At 64.6% G+C, this 25,847-nt stretch carries 22 protein-coding genes and 1 pseudogene; 7 read left to right on the top strand and 16 right to left on the bottom strand.

All coding sequences use genetic code 11. The features are described 5' to 3' along the window. Positions 1-444 precede the first annotated feature (444 nt). The 3 genes from nusB to hisG all read right to left on the bottom strand — a co-directional run bounded on the left by nusB (position 445) and on the right by hisG (position 2,965). Positions 445-903 (bottom strand): transcription antitermination factor NusB, encoded by a 459-nt coding sequence (gene nusB, locus ENHY17A_RS07140; RefSeq protein ID WP_159711391.1) that lies wholly within the window; start codon positions 901-903, stop codon positions 445-447. A gap of 113 nt (positions 904-1,016) precedes the next feature. Then, on the bottom strand, positions 1,017-2,306 hold the full coding sequence (gene hisD, locus ENHY17A_RS07135) for a histidinol dehydrogenase (protein WP_159711389.1): 1,290 nt from the start codon (positions 2,304-2,306) through the stop codon (positions 1,017-1,019). After that, positions 2,303-2,965, bottom strand: a complete 663-nt coding sequence (hisG, locus tag ENHY17A_RS07130) for an ATP phosphoribosyltransferase (protein WP_159711387.1) — start codon at positions 2,963-2,965, stop codon at positions 2,303-2,305. The genes hisD and hisG overlap by 4 nt, the downstream gene beginning before the upstream one ends. Positions 2,966-3,055: 90 nt before the next feature. On the opposite strand from hisG, the gene ENHY17A_RS07125 reads away from it, so the two are divergent. After that, positions 3,056-4,123 (top strand): DUF2332 domain-containing protein, encoded by a 1,068-nt coding sequence (locus tag ENHY17A_RS07125; RefSeq protein ID WP_236547795.1) that lies wholly within the window; start codon positions 3,056-3,058, stop codon positions 4,121-4,123. On the opposite strand, the gene ENHY17A_RS07120 is transcribed toward ENHY17A_RS07125, so the two are convergent. The 4 genes from ENHY17A_RS07120 to ENHY17A_RS07105 form a co-directional block, all read right to left on the bottom strand. Then, positions 4,089-4,847, bottom strand: coding sequence for an energy transducer TonB (locus ENHY17A_RS07120; RefSeq protein WP_159711385.1), 759 nt, complete (start codon positions 4,845-4,847; stop codon positions 4,089-4,091). The genes ENHY17A_RS07125 and ENHY17A_RS07120 overlap by 35 nt on opposite strands. 87 nt (positions 4,848-4,934) lie before the next feature. Beyond that, positions 4,935-5,870: an aldo/keto reductase gene (locus tag ENHY17A_RS07115; protein ID WP_159714276.1), complete on the bottom strand. Its 936-nt coding sequence runs from the start codon at positions 5,868-5,870 to the stop codon at positions 4,935-4,937. Between the two features lie 2 nt (positions 5,871-5,872). Continuing rightward, entirely contained in the window at positions 5,873-6,046 is a 174-nt protein-coding gene (locus ENHY17A_RS07110; RefSeq protein ID WP_159711383.1) for a hypothetical protein, read from the bottom strand. A gap of 89 nt (positions 6,047-6,135) precedes the next feature. Further along, positions 6,136-6,447 carry a hypothetical protein gene (locus tag ENHY17A_RS07105; protein WP_159711381.1) on the bottom strand — a complete coding sequence of 104 codons (312 nt, stop codon included), beginning with the start codon at positions 6,445-6,447 and terminating at the stop codon, positions 6,136-6,138. 208 nt (positions 6,448-6,655) lie between these two features. Between ENHY17A_RS07105 and ENHY17A_RS07100 the strand changes: the two genes are divergently transcribed. From ENHY17A_RS07100 to ENHY17A_RS07090, 3 genes and pseudogenes are all read left to right on the top strand, one after another. Further along, on the top strand, positions 6,656-7,615 hold the full coding sequence (locus ENHY17A_RS07100) for an ArsR/SmtB family transcription factor (RefSeq protein WP_159711379.1): 960 nt from the start codon (positions 6,656-6,658) through the stop codon (positions 7,613-7,615). Continuing rightward, a complete protein-coding gene (metF, locus tag ENHY17A_RS07095; protein WP_159711377.1) occupies positions 7,612-8,553 on the top strand; it encodes a methylenetetrahydrofolate reductase [NAD(P)H] in 942 nt (313 codons plus the stop codon). The genes ENHY17A_RS07100 and metF overlap by 4 nt, the downstream gene beginning before the upstream one ends. 43 nt (positions 8,554-8,596) lie before the next feature. Beyond that, positions 8,597-8,884, top strand: a pseudogene (locus ENHY17A_RS07090) (SDR family oxidoreductase); the annotation flags it as partial. Here ENHY17A_RS07090 and ENHY17A_RS07085 read toward each other — a convergent pair. The 3 genes from ENHY17A_RS07085 to ENHY17A_RS07075 form a co-directional block, all read right to left on the bottom strand. Further along, complete coding sequence (locus ENHY17A_RS07085) at positions 8,881-11,532, bottom strand: exo-rhamnogalacturonan lyase family protein (RefSeq protein ID WP_159711375.1); 2,652 nt, start codon at positions 11,530-11,532, stop codon at positions 8,881-8,883. The pseudogene ENHY17A_RS07090 and the gene ENHY17A_RS07085 overlap by 4 nt on opposite strands. Positions 11,533-11,556: 24 nt before the next feature. Beyond that, on the bottom strand, positions 11,557-12,198 hold the full coding sequence (locus ENHY17A_RS07080) for a DUF6250 domain-containing protein (protein WP_159711373.1): 642 nt from the start codon (positions 12,196-12,198) through the stop codon (positions 11,557-11,559). Positions 12,199-12,322: 124 nt separating this feature from the next. Further along, positions 12,323-15,052: a TonB-dependent receptor gene (locus ENHY17A_RS07075; protein ID WP_236547794.1), complete on the bottom strand. Its 2,730-nt coding sequence runs from the start codon at positions 15,050-15,052 to the stop codon at positions 12,323-12,325. Between the two features lie 234 nt (positions 15,053-15,286). On the opposite strand from ENHY17A_RS07075, the gene ENHY17A_RS07070 reads away from it, so the two are divergent. The 3 genes from ENHY17A_RS07070 to ENHY17A_RS07060 are packed head-to-tail and all read left to right on the top strand — an operon-like array spanning position 15,287 to position 19,817. Next, positions 15,287-17,158 carry a rhamnogalacturonan lyase gene (locus tag ENHY17A_RS07070; RefSeq protein ID WP_159711371.1) on the top strand — a complete coding sequence of 624 codons (1,872 nt, stop codon included), beginning with the start codon at positions 15,287-15,289 and terminating at the stop codon, positions 17,156-17,158. Beyond that, positions 17,155-18,384 carry a rhamnogalacturonan acetylesterase gene (locus tag ENHY17A_RS07065; RefSeq protein WP_443018291.1) on the top strand — a complete coding sequence of 410 codons (1,230 nt, stop codon included), beginning with the start codon at positions 17,155-17,157 and terminating at the stop codon, positions 18,382-18,384. Before ENHY17A_RS07070 ends, ENHY17A_RS07065 begins: the two co-directional genes overlap by 4 nt. A 35-nt stretch (positions 18,385-18,419) precedes the next feature. Beyond that, entirely contained in the window at positions 18,420-19,817 is a 1,398-nt protein-coding gene (locus ENHY17A_RS07060; protein WP_236547793.1) for a rhamnogalacturonidase, read from the top strand. Positions 19,818-19,820: 3 nt separating this feature from the next. Here ENHY17A_RS07060 and ENHY17A_RS07055 read toward each other — a convergent pair whose 3' ends face one another. The 6 genes from ENHY17A_RS07055 to rhmD all read right to left on the bottom strand — a co-directional run bounded on the left by ENHY17A_RS07055 (position 19,821) and on the right by rhmD (position 25,825). Then, the gene (locus tag ENHY17A_RS07055; protein WP_159711367.1) at positions 19,821-20,903 is read right to left on the bottom strand and encodes a glycoside hydrolase family 43 protein; all 1,083 of its coding nucleotides are present in this window, start codon (positions 20,901-20,903) and stop codon (positions 19,821-19,823) included. 12 nt (positions 20,904-20,915) lie between these two features. Continuing rightward, the gene (gene rhaT / locus ENHY17A_RS07050) at positions 20,916-21,974 is read right to left on the bottom strand and encodes an L-rhamnose/proton symporter RhaT (protein WP_159711365.1); all 1,059 of its coding nucleotides are present in this window, start codon (positions 21,972-21,974) and stop codon (positions 20,916-20,918) included. Continuing rightward, entirely contained in the window at positions 21,971-22,915 is a 945-nt protein-coding gene (locus tag ENHY17A_RS07045) for an amidohydrolase family protein (protein ID WP_159711363.1), read from the bottom strand. The genes rhaT and ENHY17A_RS07045 overlap by 4 nt, the downstream gene beginning before the upstream one ends. 75 nt (positions 22,916-22,990) lie before the next feature. After that, complete coding sequence (locus ENHY17A_RS07040; protein ID WP_159711361.1) at positions 22,991-23,737, bottom strand: SDR family NAD(P)-dependent oxidoreductase; 747 nt, start codon at positions 23,735-23,737, stop codon at positions 22,991-22,993. Next, positions 23,734-24,591, bottom strand: coding sequence for a fumarylacetoacetate hydrolase family protein (locus tag ENHY17A_RS07035; protein ID WP_159711359.1), 858 nt, complete (start codon positions 24,589-24,591; stop codon positions 23,734-23,736). Before ENHY17A_RS07035 ends, ENHY17A_RS07040 begins: the two co-directional genes overlap by 4 nt. A gap of 13 nt (positions 24,592-24,604) precedes the next feature. Continuing rightward, positions 24,605-25,825 (bottom strand): L-rhamnonate dehydratase, encoded by a 1,221-nt coding sequence (gene rhmD, locus ENHY17A_RS07030; protein WP_159711357.1) that lies wholly within the window; start codon positions 25,823-25,825, stop codon positions 24,605-24,607. Between the last annotated feature and the right edge of the window lie 22 nt (positions 25,826-25,847).

The following is a 25,847-nucleotide window of genomic DNA, read 5'->3' as shown; positions in this document are numbered from 1 at the left end:
ATTTGGTGCAACGGACGGAAGCCCTCCGTCCGTGACGATGCGGGAGGTATTCTCCTCCAGCCAACGCATCGAAGCATTTGAATTAGCGGTCCGCATGGTCTCCCGGGCTGGAGCTCTCCGGCCGCTGACCATGTTTGGGGTCGCCGGGACCGTCGGGAGACGGCCTCGGCGACCTCTCTCATTTCATGGGACGGCCGCAATGCCGCCCATGCGGAGCTTGGAAGCGCGGTTTTCTGCGCTTCGGTGCTCACGTGCCGGAAGCACGCTGCGCTGCGATGTTCGAAAGATCACCCTTCGCAGCCCCACCTGGACGACATTTCAACCGTCCCTTGGGCTGTCCTCAAACATCCGTTCGTTTCGAGCGAGGTCGAGAAACGCATTCCTAACGCCGAGCCACGTTTCTCGACTTCGCTCGAAACAAGCGGACGGGAGAGAGGCAGGGGTTTACCGAACCGCCTTGGCCACCGCATCCAGCACGCCGTTGACGAAGCCCGCTTCCTTGCGGTCGTAAAAGGCGTGGGCGACGTCGAGATATTCGCTGATGATCGCGGCCTTGGGAATGTCGTGGCGGGCGATCAGTTCGTAGGTGCCGCAGCGCAGGATCTGACGCATAGGCTTGTCGAGGCGCTCCAGCGTCCAGCCCGACGCCAGGCGTGCAGTGATCGCGGCGTCGACCTCGTCACGGCGCGCGTCGACGCCCTTCACGATATCGTCGAACAGCATGATGTCGGCGTCGGCATATTCGACGTCCTCGATGGTCGCGCCCAGTCGGTGCTGGTGAAATTCGTGGAGCAAGGCGGGGATCGCCGTCCCCTCCATATCGTGCTGATACAGCGCCTGGACGGCACCGAGACGGGCGGCGGCGCGGGCCTGAGTGCGGGTTTTCGATGTCTTGCTTGGCATATTCGGTTCCGGTTCGACAAAAGACCGTTCGGGCTGAGCTTGTCGAAGCCCTGCACTTCTTCTTTAGAAAGAAGGACAGCCCTTCGACAAGCTAAGGGCGAACGGTGGTGAGTTCAGTCCCCCAATCGGATCGCGACCGATCGGGCATGAGCGGGGAGCCCTTCCGCCGTTGCGAGCGCGACCGCGGCGGGGCCGATTTTCGCCAGACCCGCGGCGTCGAGCGATAGGAAGCTCGTGCGCTTCATGAAATCGAGCACCGACAGCCCGCTGGCGAAACGCGCGCGGCGGCCGGTGGGCAGGACATGGTTCGGCCCGGCGACGTAATCGCCGACGGCCTCCGGCGTGTGGCGTCCCAGGAACACCGACCCGGCATGGCGGACACGCGCGAACATCGCTTCCGCATCGTCGATCGCCAGTTCGAGATGTTCGGGCGCGAGTGCGTTAATGAGCGCGGGAGCCTCGTCGAAACTGCCTGCAACGATGATCGCACCGTTGGCGTCCCAGCTTTGCCGCGCGACATCCGCCGTCGACAGCGTGCCGATCATCCGGTCCACCGCGTGCGCGACCTGATCCGCGAACCCGGCATCGGTGGTGATCAGGATCGACTGGCTGGTGGGATCGTGTTCGGACTGGCTGAGCAGATCGGCGGCGATCCAGTCGGGATCGTTCCGGCCGTCGGCGACGACCAGGATTTCGCTCGGTCCTGCAACCATGTCGATGCCGACCACGCCGTAAAGCTGGCGCTTCGCCTCTGCGACCCAGGCATTGCCGGGGCCGCAGATTACATCGACCGCCGCGATCCGACCGGAGCCGTAAGCGAGCGCGGCGATTGCCTGCGCGCCGCCCACCCGCCACACCTCGTCCACGCCTGCCAGTTCGGCGGCGGCGAGGACCAGCGAATTGATCTCGCCATCCGGGGTCGGCGTCACCATTACCAACCGCGAAACGCCAGCGACCTTGGCGGGGATGGCGTTCATCAGCACCGACGAGGGATAGGCCGCACGGCCGCCGGGGACATAGAGCCCCGCGGCATCGACCGCATTCCAGCGTGCGCCGGTGCGGATGCCGTCGGCGTCGGTGGAGTCGCTGTCCGCCGGGCGCTGTTTCTCGTGATAGGCGGCGATCCGGTCGCGCGCGAGTTCGAGCGCGGCGCGAAGTTCAGGCTCTAACCCGTTGAGCGCGGCGGTCAGATCCGCGCGTTCAATTCGCCAGCCTGTGGCGTCGAGATCGTGGCGATCGAATTTCTGAGTGAAGGCGCGTACTGCCGCGTCGCCTTCGTCGCGGACGGCGGAGACGATCATCCGCACGTCGCGCGCCACATCCACATCCGGCTCGCGACGCGCTTCGACCAGAGCGCGAAAATCGCGTTCGAACGATCCGTCGGCGGTGGACAGGCGGATCATGCTGCCTGCGCCCCGACCAGCGCCCGCATCTGGTCCACAAGCGGGCCGAGGGTGGCGCTCTTCATCTTGAACGCAGCGCGGTTGACGATCAGGCGGCTGGTGACGTTCATGATCCGCTCGACCTCGACCAGCCCGTTTTCCTTGAGCGTGCGCCCCGACGACACCAGATCGACGATGCGCGGGGCGAGGCCCAGCAGCGGTGCCAGCTCCATCGCGCCGTTCAGCTTCACGCATTCGGCCTGGACGCCGCGTGCTGCGAAGTGCCGGCTGGTCAGGCCCGGATATTTGGTGGCGACGCGGACATGGCTCCATCCGCGTGGATCGTCGGTTTCGGCCAGGCTGGCGGGCTCAGCGACCGAGAGGCGGCATGCGCCGATGCCCAGGTCCACGGGCGCATAAAGTTCGGAATAATCGAATTCGGCCAGGACGTCCGATCCAACGATTCCCAGTTGCGCGGCACCGTGCGCCACGAAGGTCGCGACGTCGAACGCGCGGACACGGATGATGTCGACATGCGGCTGAGTGGTCGAAAAGCGCAACGCCCGGCTATCAGGGTCGGTGAAGGCAGCTTCGGGTACGATTCCTGCGCCCGCCAGCAACGGCAGCGCTTCATCGAGGATGCGTCCTTTGGGGACGGCGAGGAGGATCGGATCGGACATGAGGTTGCGGGGCTTTACTTGGGCACGCGCGGCGGCGCAACAAGGGGTCGCCTGGGGCGGCGAAACGCTCCGTTTGCAAAGGAGCGACCGTTGGGCGAAGCGGCAGTGCGACAGGCATTTCTGACCCAGCGCGATTTCTGCACGGCGATGGATGCGCCCGTCACCGCGCGGGTGTGCGAAGCGCTGGCCGGGGCGCTCGACCGAACGACAGCGACCGGGCGGAGGGTGCTCGGATGGGTGGGGCAACCGATCGACGATGCCCTGCCGTTGCGGCTGGTGGGCGGGCTGAACGCGATGCGGCTGAGCGGTGATGCGGAGGCGCAGGCGGCGTTCGCCGCGGAAACTTCACCGTCGCAGACGATCGCGGCGTTGCGGGCGGTGCTTGCTCGGCACGACGCGGCGATCCTGCCCTGGCTCGACGGACCGCCCCAGACCAACGAAGTCGGGCGGTCGGCGGCGCTGATGCTGGGGCTGATGGCGGTGTCGCGGTCATTGGGGCATCCGATCGAGTTGCTGGAAATCGGATCGAGCGCGGGGCTCAACCTGTTGATCGATCGGTTCGGTTTCGATCTGGGCGGGGTGCGGGTGGGGCCGCAGGATTTGCCGATCGTCATCGCGCCCGACTGGCGTGGGCCATCCCCCGAACCCGCGCAACCCAGCTTCGCGTCGATCCGCGGCGTCGATGTTGCGCCGATCGATGCGACCGATCCGGCACAGGCGACGCGGCTGCGCAGCTATGTCTGGGCCGAAAAGCCCGAACGGTTGGCAAAACTCGATGCGGCGATCGCGATGCTGCGCAAACGGCCCGTAGCGCTGGAGGTGGGCGACGCCGCCGACTGGGTGGAGGCGCAGCTCGCCCGACCGCAGGCAGCGGGGACGACGCGGGTGCTGATGCATTCGGTGGTGTGGCAATATCTGGGGACGGAGCGGCAGGCGCGGATTGCGGCGGCGATGCAGGGGGCGGGTTCGCGTGCCGATGCAGCGCATCCCCTGGCCTGGGTACGGATGGAGCCGGACCGCGATCTGGCACGACATGAGATCTGGGTGGAGACATGGCCGGGCGAGGGGGCCAGGCGGATCGGCTTCGCGCACGCGCACGGGGCTTGGGTGGAGGTCAGCGACCCTATTCACCCGGCTCCGCGGGCACCACGCGATTGACCCATTCGTGGCTTTCGATGATCGTCGAAGGCACCGGACGGCCCCTTGCGTCGCGGGCGGGCTGGTAGCGATAGCGCTGGACCACCAGGCGGCAGGTGGTTTCGTCCAACTCGCGATTGCCGCTCGATCGCTCGATGCCGCAATCGGTGATGCGGCCGTCGGCCTCCACATTGAAGATGATCTCGACCGTTCCGCCTGCGCCCGCATTGGCGGCGGCGCGGGGGAAGTCGCGGTCGGACAGACGCCCGCCGATCTGGCGCGGTGGGGTCTCGCGTCCGCCCGCGCCGTCGCCGTCGCCGCGGCCGCCGCTGCCCGTGCCGTCGCCGACGCCGCCTGCACCCGTGCCGGGACCGGGAATGTCGGCATTGCCGGACGACGCGTCGTTACCGACGGCTGCCACGGGCGCAGTGATGACGGGGGGAGGGGGCAGGGGGATCTGGACGATCGGCACGGGTGCCTCGATCTCGGTCGCGCGGCTGCGAAGATTGGGGGGCGCGGCTTCGCCCTCAGGTCGGGTGTCGGCGACCGGATTGGGCTCGATCGTGACGGGAGGCGGGGGATCGGGTTCGGGCGCGATGTCAAAGACGTTCAGGCTTTCGCTCAGCTTTTCCGCGAAGGTCACGCTAAGCCCCGAAATCAGCACCCACGCAAACAAGGCCTGCAGCGCGATGGCGGCGCTGGCGGCGATGATGCGGGTGCGGGCGTCGGGGCGGGCGAACGCCATAGTGCGGACTTCTCCTGATCGGTCTGCGATGGGCCGATAGGAGAACGCGGATGAATGGCGGCTTGATCCCGACGACGCCCGCTTTCGTCAAATCCCTGCGTTGGTGAGGCGATCGATCTGGTCGCGCGACAGGTCGACCGACAGATAGCCCATCAATTCGGTGACCTGATCGACGGACGTGGCGCTGGCGATCGGAGCGGTAACGCCGTCCTGTGCCGCCAGCCAGGCCAGTGCGATCTGGGCCAAAGTCGCTCCGGTGTCGGCGGCGACCGCGTCCATTTCGGCAAGTACCTTGCCGCCCTTGCCTTCGAGCAATTTTGCCATGCCGCCGCCGCGCACGCTTTTGCCGAAATCGTCCGAGGAGCGATATTTGCCGGTCAGGTACCCCGAGGCCAGCCCGTAATAGGGGATGACGCCAATGTTCTGGGTGACGGCCAGGTCCTGCAATTCGCCTTCGAAGCCGGTGCGGCTGACCAGATTATATTCGGGTTGCAGCACCGTGTAATGCGGGAGGCTCGACGCCTTCGCTGCATCGAGCGCTGCCTTCAACCGCATCGCCGAGTAATTCGAGGCGCCGATGCTGCGCACCTTGCCCGCATCGATCAGCCGCGAGAAGGCCTCCAGCGTCGCATCGATTGGGGTTTCCGCATCATCCTTGTGCGCGAAATACAGGTCGATGCGATCCGTGCCGAGCCGTTTGAGTGACCCCTCCACCGCGCGCTCGATCGTTTCGGGCTGTAACCCGCCGGGCATCATTCCGACCTTTGTGGCGATCAGCACATCGTCGCGCTTGCCCGATTGTTTCAGCCATTCGCCGATCACGGTTTCGGATTCGCCGCCCTTATGGCGATCGACCCACGCCGAATAGACATCGGCGGTGTCGATCATCGTGCCGCCGGCACCGACGAACGCATCGAGCACGGCAAAGCTGGTCGCCCTGTCTGCGGTCCAGCCGAACACGTTGCCGCCAAGCACCAACGGGGCGATCGTCAGGCCGCTGGCACCCAGCGCGCGGTGTTGCATCGTCATTCTTCGGCCTCTTCATTGTCGATCTGGTCGGCGGATACGCTGTTGGCGTCGAGCATCATCGCAGCGTCGTTGAGGGCGGCGGCCTCGTCCGCGGACACGCCGCCGGGAACTGGTTCGGCACCGCCACATGCGGCGAGCGCCAGCAGGACGAACGGCAGGATGTTTCGCATCGATTGTCCCCCATCTGACAAGAAAAAAAAGGCCGCGCCCGGTTTCCCGAACGCGGCCCTTTCGATTTCGGTTCCGAAGAACGACGGCCTTAATTGGCCACGTCGTTCCCAGCTTCCTGCATTTCCTGACCGGCTTCGCTCATCGTGTCGCCGACGGCACGACCGGTCGCATCCGCCCCGTTTTCGATCGACTGGCCAGCCTGATCGATACCGGCTTCGGCCGATCCCAGCGCCGAATCGGTGGCCGATTCGATATCGTCGGCCGCTTCGCCCATCGTTGCTTCGGTATCGGCTGCCATCGCGTTGGCCGCTTCGGCCGATTCCTGTTGCGCATTGTCCGAGCAGGCGGCGAGGCCCAGTGCGGCGGCGGCGGTGGTCGCGAGGATGAAAGCCTTTTTCATAACGAAATCCTTTTATCAAAACCCGTGGCGCGCGCGGTTCGGACTGCCCCTCACAGACGCGCGACTTGCAGACGCTAGGCGCTCGTTTCGCCCGGTGCAAGAACATGGCAAAACTGTGACCGCGGCGTTCGGTTCCATTGCGGCCACTTCGATGCGGATACGCGCACGACGTTGACCTCATATAAAGAAATCTTTATATGATGTCGACATGGCCGACGCGCTCGATCTTTTCCGTGCCCTTGCCGATCCCACCCGGTTGCGGATCGTCGCATTGCTGCGCCGGATGGAGTTATCGGTCGGCGAATTGGCGCAGGTGCTGGGGCAAAGCCAGCCGCGGGTCAGCCGTCACGTCAAGATTCTGTGCGATGCCGCGCTTGCCGAACGCCGCAAGGAAGGTAGCTGGGTGTTCGTCGCGATCCAGTCGGGGGCGGCGGTCGAGGCGGCACTGGCGACGATCGACGGTTGGGATGCTGGCAAGGAAGACCATTGGACCCGCGCCGATACCGCGCGACTGGCAGCCGTGCGTGCCGATCGCGCGGCGGCGGCGGCGCATTGGTTCGAGGTGAATGCCGGGCAGTGGGATGCGATCCGGTCGCTTCACATTGCCGAAAGCGAGGTCGAGGCCGCGATGGCGGCGGTGCTGGGCGATCTGCCCGTGCGGCGGCTGGTCGATATCGGCACCGGCACCGGGCGGATGCTCGAATTATTCGCACCGCGTGCCGATGCCGCGATCGGGATCGACCGGTCTTCCGAAATGCTGCGGCTGGCGCGCGCGAAGCTGTCCGAACGTGGGCTCGACAAGGCGGAACTGCGCCAGGCCGATTTGTACGCGCTGCCGATCGAGGACGGCGCAGCGGACCTGGCGATCATCCATCATGTCTTGCATTTCGCGCAGGCCCCCGATGCCGCAATCGCAGAGGCCACACGGGTATTGGGTGAGGGCGGGCGGTTGCTGATCGCCGATTTCGCCCCGCATGAACGCGAGGAACTTCGCAGTCAGGACGCGCATGCTCGACTGGGCTTCTCGGACGAACAGATGCTCGGCTGGTTCGCGGGCGCGGGGCTGGTCCCGGTGCGGTCCGAAACGCTGGAAGGCGGGGAATTGACCGTGAAATTATGGCTCGGTCGCAAGGCCGATACGACGGACATGAAGGTGAAGGCGGCATGAGCGTTTCGATGGGTCAACTCGAGGAAGCGCGCCGCGCGCTGGATGCGCCCTTGTTCGCCGATGTCGCCGGCGACCTGAATGTGTCGTTCGAATTCTTCCCGCCCAAGACCGCGAAGATGGAAGAATCACTGTGGGATGCGGTCAAGACGCTGGAGCCGCTGGGGCCGAAATTCGTCTCCGTCACCTATGGCGCAGGTGGATCGACGCGCGAACGTACGCACGCGACGGTGGCGCGGATCGCGCGGGAAACCTCGCTGGCGGCGGCAGCGCATCTGACCTGCGTCGAGGCGTCGCGCGAAGAAATCGATGCGGTGGCAGAGGAGTATTGGGCAGCGGGCGTACGTCATATCGTCGCCCTGCGCGGCGATCCGCCGACGATGGGCGACAAGTTCGTGCCGCATCCCCAGGGCTATGCCAATGCGGCCGAACTGACGGCGGGACTGAAGAAGCTGCACCCGTTCGAAATTTCGGTCGCCGCCTATCCCGAATGCCATCCGGATTCGGTCGATCAGGCATCGGACATCGACAATCTGAAACGCAAGATCGATGCAGGCGCGACGCGGGCGATCACGCAATTCTTCTTCACGCCCGAAGCGTTTTTCCGGTTTCGCGATGCAGCGGCCGCGGCGGGGATCACCGCTGACATCGTGCCGGGCATATTGCCGGTGTCGAACGTCGCGCAGACACGCAAATTCGCCGGGATGTGCGGGGCGGAGATTCCGGCCTGGATGGACCGGCTGTTCGAAGGGCTCGACGATCATCCCGGCGCGCGGTCGCTGGTCGCCGCCACGATCGCAGCGGAGATGTGCCGCAAACTCTATGCGGGCGGCGTGCGTGATCTGCACTTCTACACGCTCAACCGGGCCGAGTTGAGCTTCGCGATCTGTCATCTGCTGGGCCTGCGGGTGAAGCGGCTGGCGGGGGTGGTTGCGGCCTGACGATATTTCACCCCTCCCCCTCAGGGGAGGGGCCGGGGGTGATACCGCGTCCAAATCGGGGATTGGCGGGCTGACCAAGCTGCTCGCCTGCGAATGGGCCGCAAAGGGCATCAACGTCAACGCCATCGCGCCGGGATATATCGCGACCAACAATACCGCCGCCCTCCAGGCCGATGAGACCCGCAACCGCCAGATCATGGACCGTATCCCCGCCGCCCGCTGGGGTGATCCCCAAGACCTCGGCGGTGCAGCTGTGTTCCTTGCGTCCGACGCCGCCGCTTATGTCCAGGGTCACATCCTCGCCGTCGATGGCGGGTGGCTGGCGCGCTAGCTGCCCCGGTCGAGCGCCTCCGGGATCAACGCCAGGTTCTGGATTGCCGCTAGTCCCCATTGCGAGGCGGCGTTAGTCGATACGCCGGGCCATTCGACGATGCCGGGCGCGACTTCGACGCGCGGATCCCCATCGGCCATGCCCAATCCCGCATCGCCCGAGTAGAATTCCTCCGCTGCGCGCGCGGCCAACGCCGGATCATCGGCAGCGTGGGCAGCATAGGCAGTCAAACGCGAATGGCCCTCGCGCAGGTTGCTCGATCCGTTGCGTCGCCCGATCGCGGCTTCGAATTCGGCGCGCGGGGCATTGTACCAACGGCAATAATCGAGCCATGCCTTGCGGTATCCCGGCACGTCCAGCAATTGCAGCAACTCCGCATTGACCTCGACCGCGCCGAACACCGCGTTGAGGTGCGAGAAACTGATCCGCTCGCCTGGGTCGCGGAACCGCCCCGTGGCGAGTTCGAACGGCGCACTACCGGCAAACCAACCGGTCTTCATCATACCGATGGTCTGCATTCCCGCCACCAGCCGGTCGCGCCAGCGCGTATCCTTCGTCCGCTCCCATTCGGTCAGCCAGGCCGCGGCCAGGCTGCACCAGACCGTGCCGAAAGCCATGCCGACGACGCCCGGCGGCATCGCTTCGGGCGGGCCGCCGGGCACCTTGCGGTTGATGATGACAGTCTGGAGAATGGCGTCGGATTCGAGCAGATCGCGCATCAGGTCGCCCGTTCGCTCGTCGGCAGTCAGGTAATAATAGATGCGGCGATAGGCAGCGGTGCTGACGCGCGGCTGTTTGGAACTGTCGCTGAAATGCTGGACGCCGTGGCGCGTGCCCAACCCCTTGAACCGGCCGAGGTGATAGACATCGACTTCGCCGGTGTGGCGGGTCATCGCCTCCGCCAGCCGCCAGCTTCGCGCATCGCGGGTGCGCAGCGCCTGATACCAGAGCCACAGATCGGGAGAGAGTTCGCTGTTCGCCCAAGCGAAGCCGCCGATATCGTAGCGCCATTGCCGCCGGTCGCGGTCATAGGTGTGCATCACGTCGCCATGATCCCAGAACCCGTACCAGGACCGGCGATCGACCTCGTCGGCGTAAAATTCGGTCAGGTTAGCAAGCTGTGTCTCAATCCGTGCGCGTGCGGGCGTGGTCCGGTCGGGCAGCCCCCAGATGCCCAGCACCCCTGCCGCCTTTAGATGCGCGGGGTCGGCCATCAATTGCGGCGGGGTGGCGACCCCGCGCGCCATCTTCATCAGATCTTCCGACACAGGCGTTGCGGGCAACGCCCACAAGGTCAGCTCGCTGGTCCGCGCGATGCCGCGCCCATCGTCCCAACCCGGTTCGTAATCCTCATAGGTGACGTCCAGCCCTTCGTTCTGGGCGTCATAACCTTCCATGCCGTCGACCCCGCGATAGGATCGCATGTCCATCGGCGAGGCTTGCGGGGACCAGAGCCAAGCAGTGAGCGTCGTGCTATCGCTCGCGGCATTGGCGATGTCGATGCCGGTCGGATGCCGTTCCCAGAAATAGCGCACGCCGATCGCCGCACCCCCCTCAGGCGATCCGACATAGGCCAGTCCCGGCGCGCGCTTGGCTTCGTCGCCATCGATCCATGCCTGGCCTTCTCTGGTGCGCTTTGTCAGCGTCGCGCCGTTCGCGCTCAACTGGCTCAACCTGAAATCGCCCCAGGTCGGAATCCGCTCCAGTGTGTCGCGCACGCTGGCCGCCATCTCGCCCAGCGGCGGCACTGCGCGCCCAGCCACCTGCGCTTCGCGGAACGCGCGACCGGGGTCGCGGCGCAACCCGGTCAGCGGACGGACGCCCTCTGCGAACAGTCCGGTATCGCTGGTTGCGATACGGACGTGACGGTCGTGCATCGCGCCCGCCATCGGCACGCTCGCCTCGACGCCGAGCGACGCGACGAAATCCTTGGCCGGGTCGCCGTCATGGATGACGCTGTGGACGATGCGCAGCGCGTCGCTGCCCGCATAGGCATACAGGCGGACGACGAAGGGCAGCATCCGCCGCCCCTCCCCTGAATGCCAGCCCTCGACCTTCACCACTGCGCGAATGGGTCCGCGCTGTTCGATCGTCACGCGTTCGATCGCGCTTTGCAGCGGCGCGGCGTTCGCGCCAGTGTCGTCGCTGGCGATCGAGGCGACCAACCTGACGGGACCGAGCACTTCGCGCCCATCGCGGCTGGCGCGACGGACCAGTGCCGCGCCCTGTTTGCCGATGTCCCACACCGCATCGCCGCTCGTGATGCGTATGCCGTCGCGCCCTTCCTCGACGCGCAGCGGATTGCGGGGCCGCGCGGCGCGACCGGGCGCGATCGTCACCTGATCGGGCGTTGTGCCGCCGGGCAGCGCATGCGCGCTCCATTTGATCGAGCCATCGGGCCAATAGGCGGTGGCCCAGCTTTGCACCGGCACATCACCCGCACCCAGTCGGGCAGCATCGCGCACGCTTCCCTGCGGCCATGCCACGCCAAAGGTCTGGCCCGACGACCATTCGGGGGTCGCTCCGTCGATCCAGCCGATATTCGCCGCACGTGCGGCCGCACGCTGGGCGAGCAACTCGCTCGGAAGCATCGTGGCGGCGGTGGTGAGCAGCGCCCCTTTCATCACGGCGCGGCGGCTGATGTGCATGGCGTCGACTCCCCCAGATTCGGCTTAAAGTGGCGTGATGTGGACGTTGCGGATGCGCAAATGGCTCCAAGTCGTCCGCAGCGCGAAATGGCCGCGCGCATAGGGCGCGGGATCGTCGAGTGCGAACAGCGGCTTGCCGTCGCGCTTCACTGCAATCTGGCGGCCATCGGCGATGAGCGCGATCTCGGTCCAGCGACCCGGCACCAGCATATCGTTTGCGCCGCTGCGGTCGTGTTCGGGCAGGATCGGGCGATCGCCAGGCTTGCCGATATAGCGACGGAAGCGCGTCGTCGTGTTCCGATTGCCCCCGATCCCGACATAGTAAGTGCGCAGATCGTCATATTCGGCGAACGCGCCGCTGCGGGGGCGCGTGTCGACCGGCGATCCATCGGCGTTGGTCGCCATCCAGAATGCGTTGAGGTCACTGACCTGATCGTTCGGTCCGCCTTCGGATACCGCCATTGCCTCGAAGCGGATTTCGACCGGACCGGTGACCGGCTGGCGATACCAGAGCGACAATCCCTGGGGCGTGTCGATGTCGATGATCCCGCTCGAAAACGTAACCGTCGCGTCCGGCGATTCCGCTTCGATCCGCCACGCGCTCTGTGTCATCGGCACCGCCTCGCCCGGCGTTCCGCGCTCGACCGGAGCACATCCCGCGACCATCGCTGCGCCCCATAAAAAGAGACCCGGTCGCCACAAGGACGACCGGGCAAGGGGAGAGCGGTTGATGAGATTCACGACCCGAAAATTGGTGTATGGATGCGTCGCATATTCGCCTGCCCGGCCCTCAGAACCGGAACCGGACACCGGCGTAAAGCCGCCGACCGAATGTTTCCAAAATGGTCCGCCGGAAGATGCTGTTGGCGTTTTCCGCGCGGGTCGCATCGGTCAAATTGACGCCTTCCAAAAACACCGACACGTCGTCGTTCAGGTTCAGATTGGCGGACGCATCGAACTGGCCGTAAGCCTCGCCGAATTCGGGGTTGTTGCCGCGCCCGACGGGCACGATCAGATAGTCCGATCGCCAGTTATACGCGCCGCGCAGGCTGAACACCTCGTCCTCGTAATAGGCTGATATGTTGTAGCTGTGCTCGGACAGGCCCGGAAACGGCAGCGCGCCGCCGGTGAAGAAATCGCGGCCTTCGTAACCGCTGTCCTTCGAATAGGTGTAGTTCGCGATCACGCCCAATTTGTTCAGGAACGGACCCGGCAGGAAATCGAGCGCGAGTTGCAACCCGGCCTCGACGCCGTTGATCGTCACTTTTTGCGTGCCGTTGGTCGGCAGGTTGATGTTGTAGGTGACGCCGTCGATCACCTCGGGGACCAGCGTATTCTGGATGAACGAGCCGATCTCCTTGCGGAAATAGGTCACCGACGCGAAGCTGGTGTTGTTGATGTAATATTCGACGCCTGCATCATATTGGCGCGCACGAAACGGCTCCAGCTCGGGATTGCCGCGAGAACCCGACAGGCCGACGACGTCGAGCGTGAAGCGCGGTGCCAATTGTTGCGGCAACGGACGCGCGATCACTTCGGTCGCGGTTGCGCGCAGGAACAGCCGGTCGGGGATCATTTCCGCGCGCAAGTTGAGCGAGGGAAGGAATTCGGTGGTCTCGCCATCAAAGCTGACCGGCGTGATGACCGCGGGCGTCCCTGCGCTGCGGAAGCCGTTGCTCGTCGTCTTGGTATTGACGACGCGCGCACCGATGACACCCGTCAAGTCGAAACCCAGATCGAACGCGAATGCCGCCTGCGCGTAGCCGCCAATGTTCAGTTCGGTTACGTCCCAGGTGTCGGTGAACACCTGAGAGTTGAACGGATCGGGGACACCCACCGCATCGGCGACCGGGGTCAGCAGGTTGAGCCAGGTGCCCGGACCGCCAAAGCCCAGATCGCCCGTTTTGAAGAACGGAACGTCGCCCAGCGTTGCGTTCGCGGCCAGAATGTTCTGGATGTTGCTCCGCACCGCCGCATTGGCTGGGGCGATGCCGTCGAGCACGGTCGAGGTGTTGAAATACAGACTGTCTGCAGTCAGTTCGCGAACCTGTGCGCCGGTCTTCATCGAGGTGATGAAGCTGCCCAGCGGCTTCCATTCCAGATCGACCTTCGCCGCCAATTCGCGCTGGTCGTTATAGCGCGGGCGGCGCAGCACGGTCAGGCGATTGACGCCCTGCGTTGTGCGCGGATCGACCGGCAACTGGATGTTCGGCCCGGCCTGGTCGTTGCTGTAATCGATCGTGACGCGGCTCAGCCCGACGGCGTCGGCGGTCGCGTTGATCTCGTTATTATACGCCTCGGCCTTGGCGTAGGACATCTTGGTCGACAGCACCAAGGTATCGGTCTTCCAGTCGCCGCCGACCGCGAGGTTATAGGTCTTGCGTTCGATATTACCGAGGATGTTGCGATACGCGACCTGAAGCTGCTGTCCCGCGGGTGCCGCGGGATTGTTGACGAACGTCACGCGGTCGACGGTGTCATCCTCGCCGATCGTCGTATTCGCCAGATCGAGTGAGACACCCGAACCTGCAGTCGACAGCTGAAGGAATTGCGATGACACTTCCTGATCGGACTGGGTGTAATTCCCCTCGACATAGACGTTGGTCCGGTCGTCGGGGCGCCATTCCAGAATGCCGTTGAACGCGATCCGTTCGGTATTCAGCCGATTGATGACATAGCGGGGAATGTCGGGAAAGAAATCGCCCGCGCCGTTGCCGTCGAGGTCGAGCGGCTGAAGTCCGGCGACCGCGGGGTTACCGTCGATCTGACGCCAGCCGGTGGTGCGCGCCTGATGGCTTTCGACCGTTCGATCTTCGTACGTGCCCGACAACAGGATGCCGAACTTTCCGTCGCCGAACGTGGTGCTGCCGATCAGCGCGGCCTTGGGATCAAAGCTTTCGGCGAGCTGGTTGAAGATCGTCTGTGCCGACCCCGCCAGATAGGTTTCGCCGCCATTGTCGAACGGACGCCGCGTGATGATCCGCACGGTGCCGCCCAGACCGCCTTCGGTCATGTCGGCAGTGACCGATTTCACGACCTCAAGCCGGTTGACGAATTCGGCGGGCAAGTCGCGGAAATCGACGTCGCGACCGCCCGCGACCGTGGTCGACAGTACGCTGGTGCCGTTGACCTCGACGCGGTTCAGCGACGGATCGGCGCCGCGGATCGTGACCCCTGCGCCCTCACCGTCAAAGCGGCTGATCTGGACGCCGGTCACGCGTTGCAACGCTTCGCCGATATTCTTGTCGGGGAATTTGCCGATATCCTCGGCAGAGATTGCGTCGAGCACCTGGGTAGCGTTGCGCTTGGCGTCGAGCGCCCCTTGTAGCGACGCGCGAATCCCGGTGACGACGATGTCGCTCCCCGCATCCTCTTCCTGGGGCGGAGCGGTTGGCGCTTCAGCGGGCGGCGGGGTCTGGGCGGTTTGCGCGAACGATGTCGCTGCGAGCAAAAGCGACGCAGCCAGCGCCGACATGGAAGCGGTGCAGCGCACTGTACGCATTGCCATTGGATTGGTCATGTTTCCCCTCCCATCTCGTGGGTTGTGGTCTGACTAGCGATTCGAACGTCGCCTGATTTGACCGCGTTATTTCATGCCCCAAGGGATGGGTGCAAGCATTTTTTCATATTACGACATGTCGTCCCGTATGTTGGTACTTGACTTGGCTGTCACGATGCCTCTGGTCGAGCCTGGAATTGTCGTATATTGTGGTTTTAAGTTCCACCATATGGAACAGCAACCGGAGGGGATGAAATGCGGGCAATCGTTTCGGCGACCATCATGCTGGGTGCCGCCAGCACATCCGGGATCGCGATCGCGCAGGACCGCGCACCCGTCGCCGTCCCCGCATCGGAGGGCGGCAATCACCTGAGCTGGCGCAAATTACAGGCCGATCGTCCCGGTCAGCGCTTCATCGTCAACCGCGACGGAAAGCAGATCGCGCGCGTTACCGTGCCGAGCTTCATCGATTCCGAAGGCACGCCGCAATCCCGCTATACGCTGGCGGTCGAGGGCAGGCACCCTTCGCCCGCCTTCACGCCCTGGGCGCGCGGCTATCTCCCGATCCCGCTCGACAAGCCCGCCGACCGGACCACCCCCAAGGGCGAGCGTTACGGCTACACCGCCAACGACGTCAGCGTCGGCGACCTCAACGGCGACGGCACGCTAGAGGTCGTCGTGAAATGGGACCCCTCGATTTCCAAGGACAACGCCTTTCCCGGCTATAGCGGCGAGACGCTGATCGACGCCTATACGATGGGCGGCAAGCGATTGTGGCGCATCGATCTGGGCCGCAACATCCGTTCGGGCGCGCATTATACCCAATTCATGGTCTATGACTTCGACGGCGATGGCCGGGCAGAGATCATGATGAAAACCGCCGACGGCACGATCGACGGCACCGGCAAGGTGATCGGCGATGCGCAAGCCGACTGGCGCGGCACGACCGGCGAAGTCCCGCAGTCGGACCGCACCGGTGCCAAGACGCTGGCGGACGGGCGCCAGGTCGCCCCGCTCGAAGGCCGCATCCTGCGCGGCCCCGAATTCATGACCGTGTTCGATGGCCGCACCGGACGGGCGCTCGCCACCGCACCCTACGCCCCACCGCGCGACCCCGACACCCACAGCCCGACCCCAGAGGCGATGACAAAGCGCTGGGGCGACGGCTATGCTAATCGCAGCGACCGCTATTTGGCAGGCGTCGCGCAACTCGATGGCAAGCGCGCCAGCGGGATTTTCGCGCGTGGTTACTACGCACGGACCACGGTCGCCGCCTGGGATTGGCGTGGGGGCAAGCTGACGATGCGCTGGCTATTCGACAGCGCGGTGCCGGGGAACGAGAAATTCGGCGGTCAGGGCAATCACCAATTATCGGTTGCCGATGTCGATGGCGATGGCCGCGACGAGATTATCTATGGCGCGATGGCGCTGGACGATGATGGGAAGGGGTTGTGGACCACGGGACTTGGGCACGGCGATGCGATGCATGTCGGCAACCTCGACCCTGCCCGCCCCGGCCTGGAAAAATACGGCGTGCATGAAAGCGTGCGCAGCAATGGCGGGATCGGCGCGGCGATGATCGACGCGCGTACCGGCGAAATCCTGTGGACCACACCTGCCGAGCGCGACACCGGACGCGGGCTGGCAGCCGACATCGACCCCCGTCATCCCGGTTCCGAAACCTGGGCATCCAACACCCCCGGCCTGCACGACGTGCGCGGACGGGTGATCCCCGGCGGCAAGCCGCGCAACGCCAATTTCGCGGTCTGGTGGGACGGTGATGCCTTGCGCGAACTGCTCAGCGGCAACACCATCACCAAATGGGACTGGAACAAGGGAGCCGAGGTCGTGCTGCTGAAGGCCGAAGGCGCAAATTCGAACAACAGCACCAAAGCGACGCCTGCTTTGAGTGGCGACATCATGGGCGACTGGCGCGAGGAGGTCGTGCTGCGCAGCGACGACAGCAGCGAGCTGCGCATCTACACCACGTCGATCCCGACGAAAATCGCGCTGCCCTGGCTGATGCAGGACCGGCAATATGCGCAGGCGATCGCATGGCAGAACACCGCCTATAACCAGCCGCCGCATCCGTCCTTCGCGATCACGGAGGCCGGGAACACCGAATGATCGGCCGGGCGATCGTGGTGGCAGCATTGATCGGCATGGCCGTGCCCGCCGCTGCACAATCGGCCGTACCGCGCAGCTTCAGCTTCGACGGATCAGGCGACAGCACCGCGGTTTCGCCCGACAAGATGTATGACGGCGATCACGGGTTCGAAGGTACGACGGATGGCGTATCGCGCGTTTTCTCGGTCGCGCTGCCCGAGGGCAATTACCGGGTGACGATGCGGATCGGCGACCGTGCTCGCGCCGCCGATACCAGCGTCAAGGCGGAGACACGGCGGCTGATGCTGCGCAACATCCGCACCCGGCGCGGCCAGTTCGAAACGCGCAGCTTCGTCGTCAACGTCCGCGATGCCGCACTTCCCGCTCCACCCAAAAACGCCCCCGGCGGCGACCGCGTCCGCCTGTTCGATCGCGAAGCGGGCAGTCCGAGTTGGGACGACCGACTGACGATCGAATGGCTTGGGGGTCCCGCTGTCGCATCCCTCCGCATCGAACCGGTCGATGTCCCCACCCTCTATCTGGTCGGCGATTCGACCGTGACCGACCAGCGCAGCGAACCGGCGGCAAGCTGGGGCCAGATGCTGCCCGCGCTGCTCGACGATCGGGTCGCGGTCGCCAACCATGCCGAATCGGGGGAGACGCTCAAATCCTTCCTGACCGGCCTGCGGTTCGACAAGGTGCTGTCGCGGATGAAGCCGGGCGATTATTTGTTCATCCAGTTCGGCCATAACGACCAGAAGGAAGGGTGGCCGCAAACCCATGTCGACCCCACCCACACCTATCCCGCCTATCTACGCGCCTATATCGCCGAAGCGCAGCGGCGGGGTGCGCATCCGGTGCTGGTAACCTCACCCGAACGCCGCACATTCGAGGGCACGCGAATCAGATCCACGCTTGCCGATTACGTCGCCGCAGCAAAACGCGTCGCCGCCGAAGAACGCATTCCGCTGATCGACCTGAACGCCGCCAGCACCGCGATCTACGAAGCGCTCGGTCCGCAGCGCGCGCCGCTTGCCTTCAACGATGGCGGGCGCGACGCGACGCACCACAATAATTACGGCGCTTGGTTGCTCGCCAATGCGGTCGCCGAACAGATGCGCGGCATCGTGGAACTCGCGCCACATGTCGTCGCTCCCCGCTTCGACCCCGCACGCCCGCCGCTCCCGGAGGCCGTGACGATCGAACCGAGCATTGCGCGCAGCAACACCCGTCCCGTCGGCGACTGATGCCCTTCCCTGCTCACACGGCGCGACGTATCGACGTGCACGATCATGGTGCGGTGGGCGACGGCCGGACGCTCGATACGGCGGCAATCAATTCGGCCATTGCCGCAGCGGCCGGCGGCGGCACGGTGGTCTTCCTGCCGGGTCGATATCTCAGCTTTTCGATCCGCCTGCAAAGTAACATCACCTTACTGCTTGAAGAGGGGGCGACGATCGTCGCTGCCGATCCGGCCCGACATGGGGGGGCATATGACCCACCGGAGGACGGCGCGGGCCTGCTTTACCAGGATTTCGGCCACAGCCACTGGCACAACAGCCTGATCTGGGGCGAGAATATCGAACACGTCGCAATTCTCGGCCCCGGCGCGATCGACGGCGAAGGCCTGACTCGCGACGGCCCAGGCGCGCGCTGGACTGCGCAGACCGGAGAGCGCCCACTGTCGATGGCGGGGATGAGCGACGCCGAGATCGCCGACCTTGAACCGCCCGCTGAAGCCATGATCGGACGCGGTAACAAGGCAATCGCACTCAAACATTGCCGCGACATCCAGATCGCCGACCTGACCATCACCCGCGCCGGACATTTCGCGATCCTGGCAAGCGGTTGCGAGGATATTGCGATCCGCGATTGCATGATCGATACCAATCGCGACGGCATCGACCTGGACTGCACAAGTCGCGCGGTGATCGAACGCTGTCGCGTCAACACTCCGAACGACGATGCGATCTGCATCAAATCGAGCCTGGCGCTCGGCGAGATCCGACACAGCGAGGATATCGCGATCCGCGATTGCGTGGTCAGCGGCTGGGACGAGCGGACGATGTTGGACGGTAGCTATGGCCGCACCCAGCACCTCGCCCCCGACCGGGACCGCGTGACCGGCCGCATCAAGATCGGCACCGAGAGCAATGGTGACTTCCGCCACATCACGATCGAACGCTGCCGCTTCGAACGCTCGCGCGGCCTCGCGATCGAGACGGTGGACGGCGGGACGATCGAGGATATGACAGCGTGCGACCTGGACATGGAGGACGTCACCACCGCGCCGCTGTTCATCCGCCTTGGCGATCGCGGGCGCGGGCCGTCCGGGACAGGCGTCGGCGCGATCCGCCGCATCACGATTCAGCGCGTGTGCGCAACCGGCATCGACCCGCGCTACGCCGCGACGCTCGCCGCGTTACCCGATCACCGGATCGAGGACGTGACGCTGCGCGATATCACCCTGTCCTATCTCGGCGGTGGCACGGTGCGTGACGATGCGCCTGCGCTGCTCGCCACTGCCTATCCCGAACCCAGCATGTTCGGCTCCACGCCCGCTTGGGGGCTATGGTGTCGCCATGTCCGCGGGCTGGTGGTCGATGGGCTCACGCTCAGGACCGACACACCCGATGCGCGCGCGCCGATCCTCTACGAGGATACCGAACCGTCGGGTTGAGGCTCAGCATTCGGGCAGCGGATTCCCCGTCGGCGATTCCTTGGTACTGCACGGATGCGTTGGATACGCCTCCAGGTCCAGTTCGGTCGCCTCGCGCACCACGGTCACCTCGTCGCCATCGTCGCGCATTTCGTAGAGCTTTCCGAGCGCGTAGGTGAAGGGGCGGTGGAGCACCATCATCAACTGCCCATCGAACCGGCGGAACAGCATACCATGGCCACTGTCGCGTCGTACCAGCGGGTCTAGCTGTTCCCACGGCCCGTCGATCTCGTCATTTTTCGATCGCGCAATCGACTGGACATAACCGCGCTCGCCATAGCTCGACCATAGCATCAGCAAGGTGCCTGTCTTGGTCCGAAAAAACTCCGGCCCGTCGGTCACCCATACCCGGTCGCCATCGGGTTGAAGCTGGCCCCGCGCCCAGCTTGCCTCATCCGCCTTGAACAGCGTCCGCGGTTCACCCGCGCGCTTCAGATCTTCGGTCAGCGGGAATGCCGCGATCGTGCCGACGGTCGTTTGCAGCCACTCATGCGCATAGACGTACCAGGGCTTGCCTTGCCGATCGACATAGAGCGTCCCGTCGAGCGTCATCAACTCCTTGGGCGCAACCGGCTCGCCCTTGTCGACCAGCGTATAGGGACCATCGACCCGGTCCGCGACCGCCATCACCGTGCCGCGGCGATAGGGTTTGCGATTGCCCTGCACCGGCAGTTTCGCGGCCTCGTCATGGAAGGTGGTGAACAAATACCACTTGCCTTTCCACTGGTGGACTTCGGGCGCCCAGCTTCCGGCCTTGGCCCACACGCCGCTCGTCGGCAGTGCGAAGACGACCTTCGGCTTGGTCCAGTGTTTCAGATCCTTGCTGGTATAGACCATCGTCCCCAGACGCGGATCGTCCGACATCGCGGTCTCATTCCGGTTGAAAAGATAATAGGTCTTGGTCGCCTCGTCCGCGACGATCCACGGGTCGTGGAGTTGCATCTGGGGGAGCAGCAAGCTCGCCTCGACTGGCGCATTGGCTTGCTGCGCCGATCCGGGGAGGATCGCGGCGGTGGCCAGCATGGCCGACAGGATCAGGGTGCGCATGAATTCACTCCGTCAGGATGCCAGAAGATTGCCGTATCCGATGATCACCGTCGCCAGGATCAGGATCGCGACCCCGCCCCATACCATCGCCCGGACACGGGGTGCTGCGTCCTTCCATTCGCGAAAGGCGAAGCCCCAGAGCGTGCCGAAGATGATGATGCTCGCCATGTGCAGCGTCCAGCTGGAGAAGCCGAGCGACCCCATCTGGCTTTCGCCCATCGTGTAGAAGAAGAATTGGAAATACCACGCCACGCCGGCGATTGCGCAGAGCAGGAGGTTGCGGGCCAATGGCGCGCCGACCGCCCCACCCCGTCCGACCCATTCGGATGCGGTCTTGTTGCGCAGGATCAGAAAGCTGCACCAGATCAGGTTGGTGATGAGGCCGCCGAACATCACCAGACACAACACGGGGAGGCCGGTCCACAGCGGCCCCGTTCCGGCCTGTGCCGACAACGCCTTGATCGGCTCGCCCGCTGCCAATCCAAATGCGAAACAGGCCGACATGATCCCGGCAAAGATCGCAACGATGATACCCTTGCGGAAATCGAACTCGGCGACCGCGGCGGCTTTCTGTTCGTCGCTCAGCGCCGCGTCCTTGCGGGCGCCCGCCATCGCCACGACGACGATGCCGACCAGCGTCAACGCGATGCCCGCCAGGATGATCAGCCCCGATACGCTCGACAGCAATTTCTCGGCGAACTCGCCTGCAAAGATCGGCGGAATCAGCGTGCCGAACACGGTACACAGCCCCAACACCACCGCCATGCCGAGCGACAGCCCGAGATAGCGCATGACCAGCCCGTAACCGAGCCCGCCAAAACCCCAGAGCAGCCCGAAAAAGATCGGCCAACCGATCGTCGCGGCGGGCGTTCGCGCGAAGACACCGAGCAAATCCTCGGTCTGGAGCGCAGCGAAGAACCAGGGCGCGAGTAGCCAGGAAAAGATACCGCCGGTCAGCCAGTAGATTTCCCAGCTCCACCTTTTCACCCCGCGATAGGGAACATAGAAGCTCGCCGAGGCGAAGCCGCCCAGCCAGTGATAGAATACCCCCATCAGCGGATTGGGCGTCATAATGCGATCCCCAGTCGGTACAGCCGGTTGGCATTGCCCGCGAACAGCGCACGGCGCTCGCCGTCCGTGAAATCGCCGACGATATCGGCATAAGCGGAAAGCATCTCATCGAAGCCGCCGAACAGCTTGTCGGTTGGAAAATCGCTGGCGAACATCGCGCGGTCGGTGCCGAACGCGTCGATTGCCGACAGGATGATGCCGCGTGCAATCTCGACATCGAATGGGCGACGGGTGAAACCGAACCCCGACAGCTTGATCGCGACTTGCGGCAGCGCCGCCATCCGCGCGATGCCGACGCGCCATTCGTCTTCCTCTCCCGGCAGCATCATACCCGCGTGATTGATCATCACGGGGATGTCGGGATGCCGCTCGAACAGCGCAGCAAGCGCGGCGAACTGGCCGGGATAGGCCTGAAGGTCGAAGCTGAGCCCGTGATGCGCCAACCGGGCGAACCCGTGCCGCCAGGCATCGTCTTGCGTGAAATCGCGTGGCGTGTAGCTCCGCTTTGCATCGGCGTGCCAGTTGGCGATGTGACGAATGCCGCGAACGTTGGCGTGCGCGGTATGCGCCTCAAGCAACGCGTCGAGATCGGGATAGGACAGGTCGGCGAACGCCACGATACCGTTCGGCATCCCGCGCGTATCGGCCATCTGTTGCAGCCAGCGCGTTTCGTGCAGCGCATGACGCGGATCGGCACCCGCATCGACATGGACGATCCCGCGCACGTCCCACCCGCTGGCATCGGCCAGATAATCGTCGAGGCCGTAATCGCGGGCAATCGCCTCGACCGAACCGTTGGGACCATCATCGGCAAAGGGCGGCGTCAACCACGGATAGCGGAGCTGCGACAGATCCCACAGATGGACGTGTGCGTCGATGAAGGGGATGCGGTTCACCTGTCCTCCTCTCCTCCCGTCATCCCCGCGAAGGCGGGTATCCATATGCGCTACCGAAGCGCCTCTATCTTTGATCTTATCGATTATGGATTCCCGCCTGCGCGGGAATGACGGCTGATTCTAATAGGTCGTGCGTCCGCCCGACGTGTCGAAGGTCGATGCGGTGGTGAAGCTGCATTCCTCGCTGGCCATGAAACACACCATCGCGGCGCTTTCGTGGATTTCGCCCAGCCGCCCCATCGGAATTTTCGAGCGCATGTAATCGACCTGGCTCGGCGGCAGTTGCTCCAGGATCGGGCTTTCGAAGGTCGCGGGGGTCAGCGCGTTAGCGATCACGCCCTTGCCCGCCAATTCCTTGCCCAGGCTCTTGGTCAGCCCGATCACCCCCGCCTTGGTCGCCGAATAGGCGGATGCGTTGGGATTGCCTTCCTTGCCCGCGACCGATGCCACGTTGACGATCCGGCCATAGCCGCGCTCCAGCATGAACGGCACAACCGCGCGGTTGCAATAGAACAACCCGTTGAGATTGACATCGACTACGCGCCGCCAGCTATCGAGCGGATATTCGTGGACCGGCGCGGTGGCGCCGGTGATGCCCGCCGAACAGATCAGGATGTCGATACTGCCCAGCGCATCGGCGCTTTCCTGCGCGGCGCGAACGACCGCAGCCTCGTCCGCCACGTCGAGCGAGACGCCGTGGACTCCGCCCAGTCGTTCGCGCGATTCCTCCAGCCCGCCATTCATGTCCCACAGCGACACCTTGCCGCCCTCGGCGATGATCCGTTCGGCCACCGCATAGCCCAGCCCCGACGCGCCGCCGGTGATGATCGCCCCGCGCCCGGCAAAGCGCCCCCCAAACACGCTCATCGTGCTGCGCTCCATGCGACGAAGTCCTGGCGCTGCTCGCCCAGCTTTTCGATGCCGAGTTCGACCACGTCCCCGGCCTTCAGATACCAGGGCTCGGGCTTCTGGCCCAACCCCACGCCCGGCGGCGTGCCGGTGGTGATGATGTCGCCCGGCAGGAGTGTCATCAGGCCCGATAGATAGGACACGATCTGCGCGACGTTGAAAATCATCGTCTTGGTGTTGCCGTTCTGTACGCGCTTGCCATTGACCGACAGCCACATCGACAGGTTCTGGACGTCGCCCACCTCGTCGCGCGTCACCAGCCATGGGCCGACGGGGCCAAAGGTCGGAAAGCCCTTTCCCTTGTCCCAGGTCATGCCGCGCTCGGTCTGCCAATGGCGTTCGGACACGTCGTTGACGACGCAATAGCCCGCGACGTGATCCAGCGCCGCCGGTTCATCGACATAGGATGCCGTGGTGCCGATGACGATTCCGAGTTCGACTTCCCAGTCGGTCTTCTTGGAATCCCGCGGGATGGTCACGGGGTCGTTCGGACCCTGAATGCAACTGACCCATTTGTTGAACACCACCGGCTCTTCCGGGATCGGCAGGTTCGATTCATGCGCGTGATCGACATAGTTCAGGCCGATCGCGACGAACTGGCGCGTGCCGCCGACACAGGGGCCATACCGTTCATGGCCCTCGACCAGAGGCAGCGAGGCCGGGTCGATCGCGGCGAGCTTGGTTAGTATATCGCCGCCCAACGTGTCGGGACCGATATCGGATACATGAGCGGACAGGTCGCGGATGCGCCCGTCCGCATCGATCAGTCCGGGCTTTTCGGCGCCCGCGGCGCCGTAACGGCAGAGTTTCATGGGCAGCCAGTCCTTAGTGCGTATAGGGGCGATGCATGTCGAGATCGCGGTTCAGCTCGACCCCGAAGCCAGGCTTGTCGAGCGCCGTGACCCTGAGCCGTCCGTTCTCCGGCACCGGCTCGCCGATCAATTGCGGGTGGAACATCGGCACGACTTCCGTCGGGCCGGGATGCATCATCAGAAATTCGGCAAAGGGCGAATTGTGCCGGGTGATGACGAAATGATAGCTGTAAACACTTGATCCGTGCGGCACGACCAGTTTGCCGCGCGCGTCCGCCAACGCGGAAATCTTGAGCAGTTCGGTCACGCCGCCACACCAGCCGACATCGGGCTGGATAATGTCGCAGCAGTCCATGTCCATCAGCATCCGAAAGCCCCAGCGGGTCGCCTCATGCTCGCCGGTTGTGACCAACATCCCCTTGGGCACGTTGCGCTTCAATTCGGCATAGCTCCAATAATCGTCGGGGCTGATCGCCTCTTCGATCCATTTCAGGCCGTGTTCGTGCGCGGCGATGGCAAGGCGCGTCGCATAATCGACGTCGAGCGCCATCCAGCAATCCCACATCAGCCAGAAATCCGGCCCGACGCGCGACCGCATCTCGGCGAGTTCGGCGATGTTCTTCTTCAGTCCCTCGATGCCCTCGGCAGGACCGTGGTGCAGCGGCATCTTGCCGCCGATAAAGCCCAGTTCCTTGGCGATATCGGGCCGCGCGCCAGTCGCATAGAATTGCAACTCGTCGCGCACCGCGCCGCCCAGCAACTGATAGACCGGCTCGCCGCGCAGCTTGCCCAGCAAATCCCATAGCGCCAGATCGACGCCCGAGATCGCGTTCACGACCAACCCCTTGCGCCCGTAATATTGGGTCGAGAAATACATCTGGTCCCAGATGCGCTCATATTCGGTGGGGCTGCGCCCTTCGAGGAAGCGCGCGAGATGCTTTTCGACGATGAAGCACGCCGGTTCTCCACCCGTCGTCACCGCAAACCCGATCGTGCCGTCATCGGCCTCGATTTCGACCACCAGCGTCCCCAGCACATTGATGCCGAAGCTTTGCCGCGATTGACGATATTCGGGATAGCGCGACATCGGCGTCGCGATGTGATTGTCGATCCAGTGGCCTTCGCCCTGATCGTGGTAATCGGCCCCGCCACCGCGCACGGTATAGGCACGAACCTGCTTGATCTTGGGCAACGCTGCACCGCCCATCGGGCGCCCCTCCCTCAATTTTCCCATGCCGCCCCCGACGGCCAGGATA

It is taken from the genome of Sphingomonas sp. AX6 (assembly GCF_902506605.1).
Lineage (GTDB): Bacteria > Pseudomonadota > Alphaproteobacteria > Sphingomonadales > Sphingomonadaceae > Sphingomonas.
This window is presented reverse-complemented; position numbering and strand designations above follow the sequence as displayed.

What these genes read in the sequence shown, in the direction of transcription:
- ENHY17A_RS07035 (WP_159711359.1), bottom strand. Translation starts at nt 24,591, where the DNA reads ATGAAACTCTGCCGTTACGGCGCCGCGGGCGCCGAAAAGCCCGGACTG.
- rhaT (WP_159711365.1), bottom strand. Translation starts at nt 21,974, where the DNA reads ATGACGCCCAATCCGCTGATGGGGGTATTCTATCACTGGCTGGGCGGC.
- ENHY17A_RS07105 (WP_159711381.1), bottom strand. Translation starts at nt 6,447, where the DNA reads ATGAAAAAGGCTTTCATCCTCGCGACCACCGCCGCCGCCGCACTGGGC.
- ENHY17A_RS07070 (WP_159711371.1), top strand. Translation starts at nt 15,287, where the DNA reads ATGCGGGCAATCGTTTCGGCGACCATCATGCTGGGTGCCGCCAGCACA.
- hisD (WP_159711389.1), bottom strand. Translation starts at nt 2,306, where the DNA reads ATGATCCGCCTGTCCACCGCCGACGGATCGTTCGAACGCGATTTTCGC.
- ENHY17A_RS07085 (WP_159711375.1), bottom strand. Translation starts at nt 11,532, where the DNA reads ATGCACATCAGCCGCCGCGCCGTGATGAAAGGGGCGCTGCTCACCACC.
- ENHY17A_RS07040 (WP_159711361.1), bottom strand. Translation starts at nt 23,737, where the DNA reads ATGAGCGTGTTTGGGGGGCGCTTTGCCGGGCGCGGGGCGATCATCACC.
- ENHY17A_RS07055 (WP_159711367.1), bottom strand. Translation starts at nt 20,903, where the DNA reads ATGCGCACCCTGATCCTGTCGGCCATGCTGGCCACCGCCGCGATCCTC.
- metF (WP_159711377.1), top strand. Translation starts at nt 7,612, where the DNA reads ATGAGCGTTTCGATGGGTCAACTCGAGGAAGCGCGCCGCGCGCTGGAT.
- ENHY17A_RS07045 (WP_159711363.1), bottom strand. Translation starts at nt 22,915, where the DNA reads ATGGATACCCGCCTTCGCGGGGATGACGGGAGGAGAGGAGGACAGGTG.
- ENHY17A_RS07075 (WP_236547794.1), bottom strand. Translation starts at nt 15,052, where the DNA reads ATGACCAATCCAATGGCAATGCGTACAGTGCGCTGCACCGCTTCCATG.
- ENHY17A_RS07110 (WP_159711383.1), bottom strand. Translation starts at nt 6,046, where the DNA reads ATGCGAAACATCCTGCCGTTCGTCCTGCTGGCGCTCGCCGCATGTGGC.
- ENHY17A_RS07080 (WP_159711373.1), bottom strand. Translation starts at nt 12,198, where the DNA reads ATGGTCGCGGGATGTGCTCCGGTCGAGCGCGGAACGCCGGGCGAGGCG.
- ENHY17A_RS07065 (WP_443018291.1), top strand. Translation starts at nt 17,155, where the DNA reads ATGATCGGCCGGGCGATCGTGGTGGCAGCATTGATCGGCATGGCCGTG.
- ENHY17A_RS07100 (WP_159711379.1), top strand. Translation starts at nt 6,656, where the DNA reads ATGGCCGACGCGCTCGATCTTTTCCGTGCCCTTGCCGATCCCACCCGG.
- ENHY17A_RS07115 (WP_159714276.1), bottom strand. Translation starts at nt 5,870, where the DNA reads ATGCAACACCGCGCGCTGGGTGCCAGCGGCCTGACGATCGCCCCGTTG.
- rhmD (WP_159711357.1), bottom strand. Translation starts at nt 25,825, where the DNA reads ATGGGAAAATTGAGGGAGGGGCGCCCGATGGGCGGTGCAGCGTTGCCC.
- nusB (WP_159711391.1), bottom strand. Translation starts at nt 903, where the DNA reads ATGCCAAGCAAGACATCGAAAACCCGCACTCAGGCCCGCGCCGCCGCC.
- hisG (WP_159711387.1), bottom strand. Translation starts at nt 2,965, where the DNA reads ATGTCCGATCCGATCCTCCTCGCCGTCCCCAAAGGACGCATCCTCGAT.
- ENHY17A_RS07120 (WP_159711385.1), bottom strand. Translation starts at nt 4,847, where the DNA reads ATGGCGTTCGCCCGCCCCGACGCCCGCACCCGCATCATCGCCGCCAGC.